Source organism: Terriglobus roseus DSM 18391 (assembly GCF_000265425.1).
Lineage (GTDB): Bacteria > Acidobacteriota > Terriglobia > Terriglobales > Acidobacteriaceae > Terriglobus > Terriglobus roseus.
In genome coordinates, this window is sequence record NC_018014.1 from 2,671,703 (window position 1) to 2,685,084 (window position 13,382).

The 13,382-nt window shown below is 59.5% G+C and carries 10 protein-coding genes and 1 pseudogene; 5 read left to right on the top strand and 6 right to left on the bottom strand.

Annotated features, from left to right (window positions below; genetic code table 11):
- Window positions 1-15 precede the first annotated feature (15 nt).
- The gene (locus tag TERRO_RS11025) at window positions 16-489 is read right to left on the bottom strand and encodes a rhodanese-like domain-containing protein (RefSeq protein ID WP_014786074.1); all 474 of its coding nucleotides are present in this window, start codon (window positions 487-489) and stop codon (window positions 16-18) included.
- A gap of 50 nt (window positions 490-539) precedes the next feature.
- On the opposite strand from TERRO_RS11025, the gene TERRO_RS11030 reads away from it, so the two are divergent.
- Window positions 540-887 carry an ArsR/SmtB family transcription factor gene (locus tag TERRO_RS11030; RefSeq protein ID WP_014786075.1) on the top strand — a complete coding sequence of 116 codons (348 nt, stop codon included), beginning with the start codon at window positions 540-542 and terminating at the stop codon, window positions 885-887.
- Entirely contained in the window at window positions 884-2,266 is a 1,383-nt protein-coding gene (locus TERRO_RS11035) for an MBL fold metallo-hydrolase (protein WP_014786076.1), read from the top strand. The genes TERRO_RS11030 and TERRO_RS11035 overlap by 4 nt, the downstream gene beginning before the upstream one ends.
- Before the next feature lie 9 nt (window positions 2,267-2,275).
- Here the strand turns inward: TERRO_RS11035 and TERRO_RS11040 are convergent, their stop codons facing one another.
- Window positions 2,276-2,695 carry an EamA family transporter gene (locus TERRO_RS11040; RefSeq protein ID WP_014786077.1) on the bottom strand — a complete coding sequence of 140 codons (420 nt, stop codon included), beginning with the start codon at window positions 2,693-2,695 and terminating at the stop codon, window positions 2,276-2,278.
- Between the two features lie 165 nt (window positions 2,696-2,860).
- Here TERRO_RS11040 and TERRO_RS11045 point away from each other — a divergent pair, with 165 nt between their 5' ends.
- The 3 genes from TERRO_RS11045 to TERRO_RS11055 are packed head-to-tail and all read left to right on the top strand — an operon-like array spanning window position 2,861 to window position 5,987.
- Window positions 2,861-3,535 (top strand): response regulator transcription factor, encoded by a 675-nt coding sequence (locus TERRO_RS11045; RefSeq protein ID WP_041592565.1) that lies wholly within the window; start codon window positions 2,861-2,863, stop codon window positions 3,533-3,535.
- A 6-nt stretch (window positions 3,536-3,541) separates the two neighbouring features.
- On the top strand, window positions 3,542-4,930 hold the full coding sequence (locus TERRO_RS11050) for a sensor histidine kinase (RefSeq protein WP_014786079.1): 1,389 nt from the start codon (window positions 3,542-3,544) through the stop codon (window positions 4,928-4,930).
- Between the two features lie 55 nt (window positions 4,931-4,985).
- Window positions 4,986-5,987 (top strand): YncE family protein, encoded by a 1,002-nt coding sequence (locus tag TERRO_RS11055; protein ID WP_014786080.1) that lies wholly within the window; start codon window positions 4,986-4,988, stop codon window positions 5,985-5,987.
- Between the two features lie 63 nt (window positions 5,988-6,050).
- Here TERRO_RS11055 and TERRO_RS11060 read toward each other — a convergent pair.
- From TERRO_RS11060 to TERRO_RS11075, 4 genes and pseudogenes are all read right to left on the bottom strand, one after another.
- A pseudogene (locus TERRO_RS11060) lies at window positions 6,051-9,150 on the bottom strand (efflux RND transporter permease subunit).
- The gene (locus TERRO_RS11065) at window positions 9,150-10,448 is read right to left on the bottom strand and encodes an efflux RND transporter periplasmic adaptor subunit (protein ID WP_014786082.1); all 1,299 of its coding nucleotides are present in this window, start codon (window positions 10,446-10,448) and stop codon (window positions 9,150-9,152) included. Before TERRO_RS11065 ends, TERRO_RS11060 begins: the two are co-directional and overlap by 1 nt.
- Window positions 10,445-11,689: a TolC family protein gene (locus TERRO_RS11070; protein WP_245536066.1), complete on the bottom strand. Its 1,245-nt coding sequence runs from the start codon at window positions 11,687-11,689 to the stop codon at window positions 10,445-10,447. Before TERRO_RS11070 ends, TERRO_RS11065 begins: the two co-directional genes overlap by 4 nt.
- Window positions 11,690-11,870: 181 nt before the next feature.
- The gene (locus tag TERRO_RS11075) at window positions 11,871-13,316 is read right to left on the bottom strand and encodes an outer membrane beta-barrel protein (protein ID WP_014786084.1); all 1,446 of its coding nucleotides are present in this window, start codon (window positions 13,314-13,316) and stop codon (window positions 11,871-11,873) included.
- Window positions 13,317-13,382 lie beyond the last annotated feature (66 nt).

Genomic DNA, 13,382 nt, shown 5'->3' on the forward strand with positions numbered 1-13,382 from the left:
GCCCTTGCGCCCGTTTCAACGAGAGGGACGATTCCAGGGGAATTTCGCTAACAACGAAGCCATCATGCAGGTGTTACTGACGCCGGCAAAGACCAGCCCCGCGCCGACGACCGCAGAGAGCAGATAAAGCCACGGCGATACCAGGAAGCCCATGATCATACCGAGCAGAACGAGTGATCCGGCCACCACTCTTACCTGCCGTTCCATGGCCCATGGTGCCCGTTCGGCGCGGACGACGGGGCTACCCGCAGCAATCCAGCCATCCATCCCGCCTTCGAGCACCGCGACAGACGCGAAGCCTTTCGATACGAGTGCTTCCTTCGCTTGCGCCGCTCGGCGTCCACTCTTGCAGATCAGCGTGATGCGGTCGGTCTCATCCCAGGCCTGACAGGTAAGGCTCAGTGTGCCGAGGGGAACAAGCGTCGAACCCGCAATGTGCCCTGCACCAAACTCCGCGTATTCACGAACGTCGATCCATCGCTCTGTCATCCTTACCTCACATCTACTACTATATTCTCATGTGGTGATATTATGAACCCATGGCCGCGCAAAAGATGAGCGACAAAATGATGGACCTTGTAGCGAGAAGGTTTCGTACACTCGGAGAGCCCTTCCGGCTCAGAATTCTGCAGGAGCTTGAAGGCGGCGAGCGGTCGGTGAATGAACTGGTCGCGGCGCTCGACGGGAATCAACCGAATGTCTCGAAGCATCTGCAGGTGCTCAGTGATGCAGGACTGGTAAGTCGTCGGCGCGAGGGAACCTCAGTCTTTTACGCCATCAGCGACCCCATGGTCTTCAAGCTTTGCGCACTGGTCTGCCAGTCTGCGCTGGAAAAAAGCAAGCAGGAGTTTGAAGACCTGAGCGGGACGAGAGGAAGCAAGCGATGAAGATCAAGCGATTCGAAGTGGCCGGTCTGGCTCAATACTCCTACATGATCTCGTCCGAGGGTAAGGCCGCCGTCATCGACGCCATGCGCGACACCGAAGTGTATGTGACCTACGCTGCGTTGCACGATCTCAAGATCGTGCAGGTGCTGGAGACGCACATCCATGCTGACTTTGCAGCGGGTTCGCTTGCGCTGGCAAACACGACAGGAGCCGAGCTTTCCCTAAGCAGCTATGACCACGGCGAGCGGTACCAATATGCCATGCCGCATCGCGCCCTGGTTGATGGTGAATCCGTGCACATTGGAAAGGTGAGGCTGCAGGCTCTCCACACGCCGGGTCACACGCCGGAGCACCTGTCCTTTCTCGCCTACGACGAAGAGAAGAACGCGAACGAGCCCGTAGCGTTGTTCTCCGGCGACTTTCTTTTTGTCGGCTCGCTCGGCCGACCGGACCTGTTGGGAGAAGAAGCGAAGGTTGCGTTGGCCAACGAGTTGTATGTCAGCCTGCAGCAGCGGATCGCCTCGTTACCCGACGGAGTGCAACTGTTCCCTGGCCACGGCGCCGGCTCGCTTTGCGGATCCGGCATGAGCGACCGTCCTGAGTCGACGTTAGGTTACGAGCGCAAGACGAACCACCTCTTTCAACTCAGTCGTCCAGAGTTCGTGGAGACCATTCTTAGCACCGTCCCCCCAATGCCGACATACTACCCACGCATGAAGCAGTTGAATGCGGACGGCGCGCGGGACGTATCGCATTTGCCGGGCGATCATGCACTTAACGCAGATACGGTGCATGCGCTCTCCCTCCTCGACGATGTCACGATCCTGGACATCCGTAGTCCCGAGGCATTTGGTAGCGCACATCTTCCCGGAGCGATCAACATCGGCTCCGGCCAGAACCTGTCGATGTGGGCAGGATGGCTGATCGACCCGCATCACCGGATTGTTCTGGTGAACGATGCCGGGGATGACGAAGCGTCGCGTCGCGCTCTGGTGCGCGTCGGGCTGGACAATATCGAGGGGTATCTTGCGAAGGGTTTCGCAGCCTGGGCTGCGGCAGGCATGGACCTGTCGCATACTCCTATGCTGTCGGTGCAGGAGGTGGCGTCAACTTCTTCGCTCCAGGTGCTGGATGTCCGTAGTGATGCCGAATGGGCTAGCGGCCATATCCCCGGCGCGCAGCACGTTATACTTGGCGATCTTCCGCAACATATCTCGACCCTGCCGGATGGGCCGATCGTCACGGTGTGCGGGAGCGGATATCGCGCCAGCGTTGCCGCCAGCATTCTTCAGAGAAGTAGCCACGACGGGAGTGTCAGCGTCCTGGAAGGTGGCATGGCCGCCTGGAACTCCCAACTCCTTGCGGTGCAGCAAACCTAGCGCCCAGCCCTAGGCGAAGGCTAAGACGATCGCACCCACGGTAATCAGAGCCCCGCCAGCGGCCTTCATCAGCGTGATGCGCTCTCCAAGCAGCGGCCAGGCAAGCAGAATGACGAAGACGACGCTCAGCTTGTCGATCGGCGCCACCTTCGAAGCCTGACCAAGCGACAGCGCGCGGAAGTAGCAGATCCACGACAGCCCCGTCGCCAGGCCCGACAGCGTCAGGAAGATCCAACTGCGACGCTCGATGTGCGCGATGCCGCCATGCGCACCGAAGCTGACAGCAATAACCCACGCGAAGAGTACGACGACCGTTGTGCGGACAGCGGTGGCAAGGTTGGGATCAACGCCGGCGACGCCCAGCTTGGCGAGTAGCGCTGTGGCGGCGGCGAAGACGGCCGAAAGCATTGCCCATACGATCCATGACATTCGCTACACTCCACCGTGGTCATTCAAACTTTGAGGCGTTGCTTAGGGAAAATCGCGTGGCGCCTGTAGCCGTTACTCCGGCGAGTCAGCTATCGTCTCATCGCAGCCTTAAGTCTGCCTAAAGAACGGCGTGTGATCCTTAAACCGATTGTTTTGGTGGCAACAGTGCGGATATTAGTAGTCGAAGATGAGGTACGGCTCGCGGAGAATATTGCACGCGGGCTTCGCGAGGGCCCCGGATACGCCGTGGATATCGCGCACGATGGGAAAGCGGCGCTGGAGTTTTGCAACGCCGGCGACTATGACCTGATCGTGCTGGACCTGATGCTGCCCGGCTGCAGCGGCGATGAGGTCGTTGCCAATTTGCGAGCAGCGAAGGTTGCGACACCAGTGCTGATCTTGACCGCTGTCAGTCAAACGGATCGAACGATCTCGCTGCTGGATGCGGGCGCAGACGACTTCATGACCAAGCCCTTCGACCTGGGCGAGTTGATCGCACGATGCCGTGCGCTGATTCGCCGCAGCAAGGGCGCGAGCCAGTCGTTGTTGCGATTTGGCGAGCTCGAATTGCACACAGGAGAGCAGAGCGTGGTGCGGGAGGGGCGGCAGATCGATCTGTCGCCAACCGAGTTCCGCATTCTCGAATATCTGATGTACCGTCCACGGATAGTCGTTTCAAAGCGCGAACTGTTGGAGCACTTGTATGACTTCACATGGGAGCACCACTCGAACGTCATTGAGGTCCATGTGTCGAATCTGCGAAGGAAGCTGCGTGGGAGCAAGGACGAGGACGTCGTTGAAACACTCCGTGGCCGTGGCTACCGTCTTGCCCAGTCGTAGACCCCTATGAAGTCGCGATCCATCACGCGCCAGACGGTCGCGATCGTGCTGCTTGCACAGATAACGTTCGCTCTTGTGTTGGGAGTCATCGCGATCCTGAGCGAACGCAATACCCGGCTGCGGGCCCTGGACCAGCAGATCGCGGGACGCCTGGATTCGCTGTTGGGAGCGATCCAGGATGCGGAAGACCCAGAAGACAACATCACGATTGACCCCGCCGAAGTCGACATCATGCGCGAGGATCGCTACGCCGTGTACTCGGAGAGCGGCAAGCTGATTGGTCGATCTGCCGATCACGAACCGGCACTTCCCGCACAGGGCGAGATGGGTCTCAGCAGACACCGGATCGATCGTTTGCAGTATCACGTGCTTCGGCGGAACGCGTTACGCATCATCGACCGCGCAGAGAACCATGGCATAGGACTTCGACGCCCAGTAGTGATTGTGTACGCATCACCCGAGAACCATGTGCTGCACGAGGTGTTTGAGGCGGTGGGTCGGCTGCTGGTTGCGATCGTTCTGGTGTCGGCCGCCGCAGCCTTTGTTACTGCATCGCTCGTTCGTAAGACGTTGCAACCGATTCGCGATCTGTCACTGGCGGCGCAGAGCGTGTCGTCCACTTCCCTGCAGTTCGATTCGCCACACAGTGCGATGCAGGTGGATGAGTTGCGACCACTGGCCACGACGCTGTCTGCATTGATCGATGAACTGCGCGAGGCCTTTGCCAAGGAACAACGCTTTGTGGGCGATGCTGCGCATGAATTGAAGACAGCCGTCGCCGTGGTGCGGTCGGCGGTCCAGGTGCTGATGCTGCGACGCCGCACCGAGCAGGAGTACGTCGCTGGGTTGGATCAGCTATTGCAGGACAATGATCGCGTCGAGGCGCTAGTGGCAAGCATGCTCGATTTGGCTCGCTTCGAGCAGGCTCCGAATGGGAAGGCGCCTTTACTGGATCTTGCGGACGCGGCACGGGAGGCCTGCGCGACGATGGAGTCGATCGCCGAGACGCACGGTGTGCGGCTCGTCGTAGAAGATGAAGCGTATGCGACAACGCATCTGTCGATGGATCGGGTTCAGACTCTGCTGACCAATCTCCTTTCAAACGCCATCCGTCACAGTTCGCCAGGAGGAACGGTGACTGTAGCGACGAAGCTTCAGGACGGCCATGCGGTGATCGAGGTAATCGACGAAGGCAGTGGTATTCCCGCGCACGCGTTGCCGCATGTCTTCGATCGTTTCTATCGCGCCGATCCGTCACGATCGCGCGCCTCCGGAGGAACCGGTCTTGGACTGGCAATCTGCAAGTCAATCGTAGAGTCTGCGGGGGGCAGGATCGACATCACCAGCACCGTTGGTAAGGGCACGCGCGTAAGGGCTCTCTTCATCACCGCTTAAGCGGTGGTCGCGACACTGAGGTGCCGGCCGTCATGATGGCCGCAGGGTGGATGCGATGAAGCGATATGCGACGTCTCTGGCAGCAATGTGCTGCCTGGTTGCGATGAGTTCGATGGCCCAGACTCCGTACAAGGTAGTGGCCCAGTGGAAGATTGGCGGCACCGGCGGATGGGATTATCTGCTTGCAGATGGCCCAGCCCACCGGCTTTACATTACGCACAACAGCCGTGTCGAAGTGGTGGATACCGCAACGGGCAAGCCCGTCGGTGCAGTGACGGGACTGAAGAGTACGCACGGCATCGCGCTCGATCCGGATGGCAAAACCGGCTACATCAGCGATGGTGCGGGAAACGCGGTCGTCATCTTTGATCGCACGTCGCTCGCAATACTGGCAACCATTCCGGCGGGAACGAACCCAGACGGCATTGCGTATGAGCCGACCACGAAGACGGTCTGGGCCTTCAATGGCCGCAGCAACAATATCTCGGTGATCGATCCTGCGAAGAAGACGGTCCTCGCGACCATCGCGCTGCCGGGCAAGCCTGAGTTTCCGCAGGTCGATGGCAAGGGTGCCGTCTTCGTGAACATCGAGGACAAGAACAGCATCGTCAAGCTGGATGCGTCAGCGAAAAAGGCCGTAGAGACATGGTCGCTGCCGGGTTGTGAATCGCCGTCCGGCATGGCCATGGACACGACGCATGGCCATCTTTTCTCCGTATGCGACGGAGACAAGATGGCTGTGACCGACGCCAAAACCGGCAAGCAGATTGCGCTGGCGTCGATCGGCGCGGGACCGGATGCTGCCGGATACGACGCAAAGAATCAGCTCGCATTTTCTTCGAATGGAGAGACCGGAACTCTCTCCGTCGTCGACGCTGCGCATGGCTACAAGACCGTGCAGACGCTGGCGACGAAGAAGGGAGCACGCACGATGGCCTACGACGCTGCGACCAACAGGATCTACCTGATGACAGCGGAGTACGGCGCACCGGCCGCCGGATCGAAGAGGCCTTCCGTTCTACCGGACACTGCCACAGTGCTTGTCGTGGGCAAGTAGTTTCTCGCATAAGACAAAGAGGAGGAGGCTCGCACGAGCCTCCTCCTCTTCTTGTTTGCAGTACTAAGCCGTGATGGCGTCATCGTGCGAGGACCGCGTGAGTCCGTAGTAAATCAGCGGCGTGACGATGAGGCTAAGTAGCATGGAGATGGCAATGCCGCCGATCACAGCAATGGCAAGCGGCTGTAGCATCTGCGAGCCCGCGCCGATTGCCAACGCAAGTGGCAGCATACCCGTCACAGCGGCGAGTGCCGTCATCAGAATGGGCCTCAACCGCCGCTGCGCAGACATCTTCATCGCATCAAGCGCGGACATACCCTCCGCGCGAAATCTTTCGTCTGCGTCCAGCAGCAGGATGCCATTCTTCGCAACAATACCAATCACCATGATGAGTCCCATGAACGAAGCCACGTTGAAGGCAGTGCCCGTCACGAGCAATGCTCCCACAACACCTGCAATCGATAGCACTGAGGACGACAGGATAGCGATCGGTGCAGCAAAGTTCCGGAACTCTGTAAGCAGCACACCAAAGACAAGAATCAGAGCAAGCAGCAACACACGCACAAGCTCGCCGAAGGACTTCTGCTGCTCCTCATAGGTGCCACCATATTCCACGCGCACGCTCGGCGGGATATGCATCGCCTGCACCCGCGCCTGAACAGCCTTCACGGCCGTCCCAAGATCCGTGCCCTCAAGCTGTGCCGTGACAGTCACCAGGCGCTGCAGATTCTCACGCTTGATCTCGTTCTGCGGCGGCAGCTGCGTAATCTCAGCCAATGATCCAAGCGACGCCGTCCGACCTGATGCCGAGTTGAAGACGGTGTCACGAATCGTATCCAGGTCTCGCCGCGTTGCATCGCCAAGCCGTACGCGCACAGTATAAGGACGCCCATTCGCGATGACCGGATCGTTCACAGTGACGCCGTCCAGAATGGACGTCGCATCCTCCGCGGCCTCCTGCGGTGTGAAGCCAAGCCGTGCAGCCAGCTGCGGGTCTACCTGGAAGTTAGTGGCCGGCCCACTAATGGTGTTGTCGATGCCGTTCTCGATGCTGACGACACCTTTCACCTTGCCAATCTCATCCGCGATGCGCGGAGCAAGTTCGCTCAGCAGCGCAAAGTCCTGGCTGAAGAGCTTGATCTGGATTGGCTCCGGCGCATTGGAGAGATCGTTGATGTTGTCCTGCAACACCTGGATATACTCCGTGTCGAGCTGCGGCTCGGCCGCCTTCACCTTCGCGCGAACCTCCGCGATCACCTCATCGATCGCGCGGTCACGCTTCCCTTTCAGCTTGACCGTCATGTCGCCCGTATTGGCTTCGGTCACAGCAGCGAGTCCCATCTGCAGACCCGTGCGGCGACTGACACTTTCCACCTCAGGTGTCTTTTTCAGAATCTGTTCGACGCGCGCCAGTACATCGCTCGTGGACTGTAGCGAACTGCCCGCAGGCATGATGTAGTCGATGATGAAGCCGCCCTCATCCATCTCCGGCAGCAGGTCCGAGCCAAGCGAGCGATATGCCAACAGCGTGCCGACAACAAGCACAGCGCACACACCGACGAGCGCCCAGGGCCGTGCCAACGAAAAGTCCAGAGCACGATGATGCCAACGCATCACACGCCCCAACACCTTGCCCGGTTCGCTTTGATGAGGAGCGCTATCGCCATCCGGTGCATGCTTCAACAGCAGCAGCGCAAGGCCCGGCGTAAAGCTGACTGCGAGTACCAACGATGTCAGCAGTGACACCGTCATGGTCGTCGCAAGTGCGCGAAAGAAGCTACCCGTAACTCCGGTAACTGCAACCAGTGGCAGAAACACCACGACCGGCGTGATCGTCGAACCGATCAGCGGCACTGCAATCTCTTTCAGTGCGAGCCGCACAGCATCCAGGCGCGACTGTCCGCTATCTCGATGGAGAACAATGTTTTCGACAACAACGATCGCATCGTCGATAACAAGACCGATCGCAGCGGCAAGACCACCCAGCGTCATCAGGTTGAAACTCTCGCCGATCAACCAGAGCGCAAGCACCGTCGCAGCAACAGTAACGGGGATCACGAGTCCTGCGATAAGCGATGACCGCCAGTCCCGCAGGAACAAATAGAGGATGATGCAGGCGAGTACGAGACCGATGAGGATCGCGTCACGCACACTACTGATACTCTCGCGAACGATCTGCGATTGATCGTAATAAGGCTTGAGAAGAACGCCCTTAGGCAGCTTCGTCGTTAAATCTGCAACCACAGCGCCAACACCGTCGGCCACTGCAACCGTGTTACTGCTGGGCTGGCGTGTAATGTTCAGGAGCACCGCCGGCTGGTCGTCCGCAGTGACCGCCGTGTAAACAGGCATGGTCGCTTGAATGACGTCCGCAACATCGCCAATGCGCACCGGCGCGCCACTGCTCGTGGTCTTTACAGAGAGCTGCTTCAGACCATCGATATCATGCGCTTGCGCTCCTACCAGAGCGAGGATCAGTTGGTGATCCTGCTGATACAGTCCCGGCGAGTCAATGATGTTCGACGTCTGGATCGCGTTGGTCAGGTCCAGGATCGTGACGCCCGCGGCCTGCAGCTTCGCCATGTTCGGAACTACGTGAAACTCCGGCACCTGTCCGCCTTGAATGGTGACCGTACTGACACCGCTCACCCTATTGAGCGGCGGCTTCAGCGTGTACTGCGCCAGCTCCCATAGCTGCGACTGCGACAGCGTATTCGATGTCAGCGAGTAACCAAGGATGGGAAAGGTCGCGAAGGTCAGGCGGTTCGTCGTGAGCTTCGCCGTAGTCGGCAACGTCTGCTGCACTTTGCTGAGTGCTGAGTCGACAAGCTGCAGCGTGCGAAACATGTCGACGGACCAATCAAAGAAGAGACTGACCTCTGCAGATCCACGGCTCGTTGTGGAACGCACCGTCATCAGGCCGGGAACGCTGTTCACAGCGTCTTCAATCGGCTTGGTGATAGTGACCTGCATCTGCCCGACCGGCATGACGCCGTTGTCCACGCCGATCACTACGCGCGGAAAGTTTGTCTCCGGAAATACGGCGATGGGCGTGCGAAAGAACGCATAGGATTCCCGCGATCGTCAGCACGACCGCGAGGAATAACACAGTACGCACCGACCGCGCCAGCCAGTACTGATCCGACTCGCGTGCGGCAGCCATCAGTCCTTGCCCTCGGCTGCCTTGCCTGCGGCGGGTTTGTCGTCGTCCGCTTCGCCGGGCTTGCCGACCTTCACCTTTGTGCCATCATCCAGACCGTAGCCGCCTTCCGTGATGACGTTATCGGTGGGTGACAACCCCGACAGTATCTGCACGCTCTCTGGCGTGCGGATGCCGACCTTCACCGGCTTCTTGTGCGCAGCACCATCCGCGCCGATCACGACGACAGCCGTGCTGCCGTCGGCAGCAGGAACGATGGCTGCGAGAGGAATCTGGAGTGCGTTGTTGACGGTCGTTCCGGTCAGCGTCGCATGAACGGGAGTGCCTACCTTCAGTGTGCCGCTCGTATTGCTGACCCTGACCCAAACTTCGACAGTCGTGGATCCCGTATCCAGAGCGGGACTCAGAAATGAAACCGTTCCTTCGAGCGGATCGTCCACGCCGGGAATCTTGACCTCAGCCTTGTCGCCCACGTGCAGCTTCTGAGCGCTGGGTTGCGCCAGATGCAGCTTTGCAAGGAGCGATGACGTGTCCATCACGGTGACCACGGTTGTGCCTGACTGTGCTGTTTCCCCGGGGAACAATGGTCGATCCGTGACGACACCGCTGATCGGACTCCGCAACTGCGCGTAACTCACCTGCGCCTCGGCACTAAGTAACTTGCCGCGGGCCGACGTAAGCTGTCCCTCGGCAGTCTGCTTGGACGTTGCGCGCGTCGTCGACATCACACTATCCAAATGTCTTACGGCAATGTCGTACGTAGCCTCTGCCTGCACGGCGGTCGCGTAGGCGGTGTCCGCATCGCGTCCCGACAGAGCTCCCTCTTGAAACAACTTCCTGCGTTCGTCCGCAGTCCGCTTGGCAACGTCGCGCGCAGCCTTCGCCTGCATGACATCGACCTCTGCCTTTTTCACATCCTCTGGGATGGAGGCGTTTACAGCGGTGGTCAGCGCAGCGTTCGCGGTGGTGACTGAACCGCGGCTATCCGCAGCAGCACCTCGCAGGTCGCGATCATCCAACGCGACAAGTAACTGGCCCTGCTTCACGCGCTGGCCACGCTCTACGTACTCATGCAGGATGGGCGCGCTGATGCGGGGCGCGATCGCTGCTTGGGAGAGTGGCGCAAGGATCGCGTCAGCCGCGATCTCCTCCGAAATAGAACCGGTCGTTGGATGTGCAGCCTGCACCGTGACGACGGGTGCCTCGGCCTCCTGATCCTTGCTCTTGCAAGCGGTGGTCGCAATCAGCGCCAGTGACAGCAGAGCAACAAAGTTCTTGCGGGAGCTACGTTCAACGTTCATGGGAGCCTTCCCGTCAGGGTTTGCAGTTGCGCGCGTGCCAGTTGATAGCGCAGTTGCCCGTCAACCTGTGCTGTCTCCGCATTGATGACGGCGGCTTGTGCGTCCACCACTTCCAGCGCGGTGCTTTCGCCATCGACGTAGCGAAGGTTCGTCAGGCGAAGGCTCTCGCGTGCCGTGATCACGCTGGCATCGAGCGAGCGCAGTTGTTGCGCGGCCAGGTCGGCCTCGGCGTAGAACTCTTCCAGGTTCGCAAGTAAACGACGTTGTGCTGCGGTGAGGACGACACGGGCAGCTCCGGCGCGTAGCTTGCTTGCCCTGATCCTGCGTTCCGTTGCGAGCCAATCCCATACGGGAATATCCAGCGTTGCGCTCATCGCGTAACCAAGATTGCGGATACCGTCGGGACCGTTCACGCCAAAGTTTGTCGCGTCGATGCCGTAGGTGTAATTGAGCGCGAGATCCGGCGTGAGCGCTGCCTTCGACGCAAACGTATCTGCCTGCGCCACCTGCAGACCGGCAATTGCGCTGCGGATCTCCGGATTATTCTGCTTCGCCAGACTGTCGATGCCGGGTCGGTCCGGCAACGGTGGTGGGATCGCCGGGATGTCGAGCGTGTACGGCGTGGATGGGTCCGGGTACAGCAGCACGCCTAGTTCAAGCCGCGCTTTGGTGGCGGCCAGCTTCGCGTCGGCCAGATCTCGCTCACGTTGCTGCTGTTGAAGCTGCGCCTTCAGAACGTCAGCGTGCGCAACTTCGCGGGCCTGTTCGCGCTTCTGCGTGATGTCGAGAAAGTGGTTGGCTTCGTTCAAAGCCTCAGCGGCTACGGTGGCCTTTTGCCCGGCGCCCTGTGAGCCGTAGAAGAGATTTGTCACCGCCACCACAAGGCCACGGCGAGCGACCTCCGCTTCGGCCTCCGCACGCAGTGCGCTGGCAGTTGCAGAGCGTATTGCTGCGATCTGGCCAAGGCCAATACGCTCATCGACTACGCCCTGGCTGGCATACTCGCGGATGGCGTTGTTCGCGATGAAGAGGGGCGAAGCATCGCCGGTGACCTGACCGATCCTACTTGCGGCCACACCGTTGGGCTGCGTGTAGACCGCCTGATTGTGATACGTGACCGTCGGCAGCAAGGCTGTCTTTGCGTTGGTACGCTCGAGAGCCAGCGCACCGCGTTCTGCGACGGCAGCGGCGTACTGTGGCTCATTCGCCTGCACCATGGTGATTGCCTGCTCAAGTGACAAAGCAGAAGTCTGGGCCGCTGGCGTTGCTATCGGAGCAGAAGTAGCGGTCTGACAGGGCGCGCTCATGGCGCACAGCAACATCCACCAGATGCATCCAGTCCGCATGGAGCGAGCCTAATGCAATAAGCATTAAGGTTGACTGAATATCTACGCTTAAATCCCGCGTAATTTACGCCCCGCTCTAGAAGTGAAAGATTAGATCGGTCGTCACGGTGAACTGGTTGGTACGTGTGCCGTTATCGTAGGCTCGCCGATCCCACGCGTGGTCGAAGCGTATCTCTGGACGCACCTGCACCGTGGTTCCCACCCAATGGCTCAGCATCAGTGTCTCTTCGCTGTAACGGGTCGCGTACCCCGTGCGCTGCCCCTTCTTGTCGTTCAAAAAGTCGGTGCGCAAGGAGACGAAATCGTGCGGCGAGAGTTGCTTGTTCAGGTAGTGAACGGCAGCCCATTCCGGGGCAAAACAGGTCTGCAGCCCCGGCCTGCAATTGGCGCCGTTTGTTCCCTTCTCCGGAACGATCGAGCCGTTCACGCTTGGCACGTCTCTCTGTGACATGGAGTACACCTCCGTTGCCATGTGCCAGGTGCTGCCAAACTTGTGATACCAGGTGGCGTCGTACATCTGAAGATTGTTAAAGGCATACTTGCCGTCGTTAATGCCGTTCGCGCAGACGTAGAAATTGTCATTGACGCTGGTCGTCGTATAACTCACACAACCTGTAAATGCCGGCTTGGCATCAGGTGTCCACGGCGCGACATCATGACTGGCAGACAGCCCGGCCTGCACCGTCCATCGATCATTCAACTGAATAGTCGCGAGAATGCCGGTGTCCGTAAAGGGATCAACCGCGTAGAGCAGTGAGTGGCTGAACATGTAGTTGTTCGGCGTCAGCTGCGCTTCAATGCCCGGAATCGAAATATAGCGACCAGCGCGGATATTCATGCCGTGCGCGACGTGTGGAAAGTAGACGTCGACGTACTCAAGCACCGGATCGAAGCCGTACTGCCGATTGTTCTTCAACAACTGTTGGCTGAAGTAACCCTTGTTCGTCGTGGAGCGATAGTCGGTGCCAAAGAAGCCCGTCACATGGAAACCCCAGTCGATGTGATCTCGCTGTACCGTGTCAGGCAACCGCTCTACGTAGACAACTGCCTGTCCAAGCTCCACACGATTGGAGTAGATGGCATTCGTCTGCGGATAGTTACGGTCGCGTGAGGTGGAGAGATTCGCCGTCGGCTCAATCCATCCATAGACCTTGGTGCGGCCTGTCGCGCCGTTGATCGCCGTCTGCAGCGGGTAAACGTTGCCGTCTGACTCACCAATCGTGGGCGAACCACCATAAGACCAGTCCGCGCTTGGGAACGGCGGCGAGTTGAGCGGCGACGGAACACTGCGGCGTGGCGCTGCAGGACCACTGACTGCCGTTCCCTTCCAGTCCGTTCGATAAAAGTCGATCCACCGCCCAACGAAGCCTGGTCTGGGAGTCGGTGCGGTCGCGGTCTTCTCGACTGCAGGCGCCTCGGGCACCGACTGTGCCTTGAGTGGCGTTGCGTACAACGAGAGTGCCGCGACCATCGTCAGGACGAAGGTGGTGCAGGTATGCGCGTTCTGAATCGAATTCGTCATCGGGCCCTTGAAAGCAGCGGGATCATAGGTCGTTGGATGCAGTGAGTAGCGTCAGTAAGCACATCG

Coding starts and splice junctions, on each gene's coding strand:
- TERRO_RS11025 (WP_014786074.1), bottom strand. CDS start 489: ATGACAGAGCGATGGATCGACGTTCGTGAATACGCGGAGTTTGGTGCA.
- TERRO_RS11030 (WP_014786075.1), top strand. CDS start 540: ATGGCCGCGCAAAAGATGAGCGACAAAATGATGGACCTTGTAGCGAGA.
- TERRO_RS11035 (WP_014786076.1), top strand. CDS start 884: ATGAAGATCAAGCGATTCGAAGTGGCCGGTCTGGCTCAATACTCCTAC.
- TERRO_RS11040 (WP_014786077.1), bottom strand. CDS start 2,695: ATGTCATGGATCGTATGGGCAATGCTTTCGGCCGTCTTCGCCGCCGCC.
- TERRO_RS11050 (WP_014786079.1), top strand. CDS start 3,542: ATGAAGTCGCGATCCATCACGCGCCAGACGGTCGCGATCGTGCTGCTT.
- TERRO_RS11055 (WP_014786080.1), top strand. CDS start 4,986: ATGAAGCGATATGCGACGTCTCTGGCAGCAATGTGCTGCCTGGTTGCG.
- TERRO_RS11065 (WP_014786082.1), bottom strand. CDS start 10,448: ATGAACGTTGAACGTAGCTCCCGCAAGAACTTTGTTGCTCTGCTGTCA.
- TERRO_RS11075 (WP_014786084.1), bottom strand. CDS start 13,316: ATGACGAATTCGATTCAGAACGCGCATACCTGCACCACCTTCGTCCTG.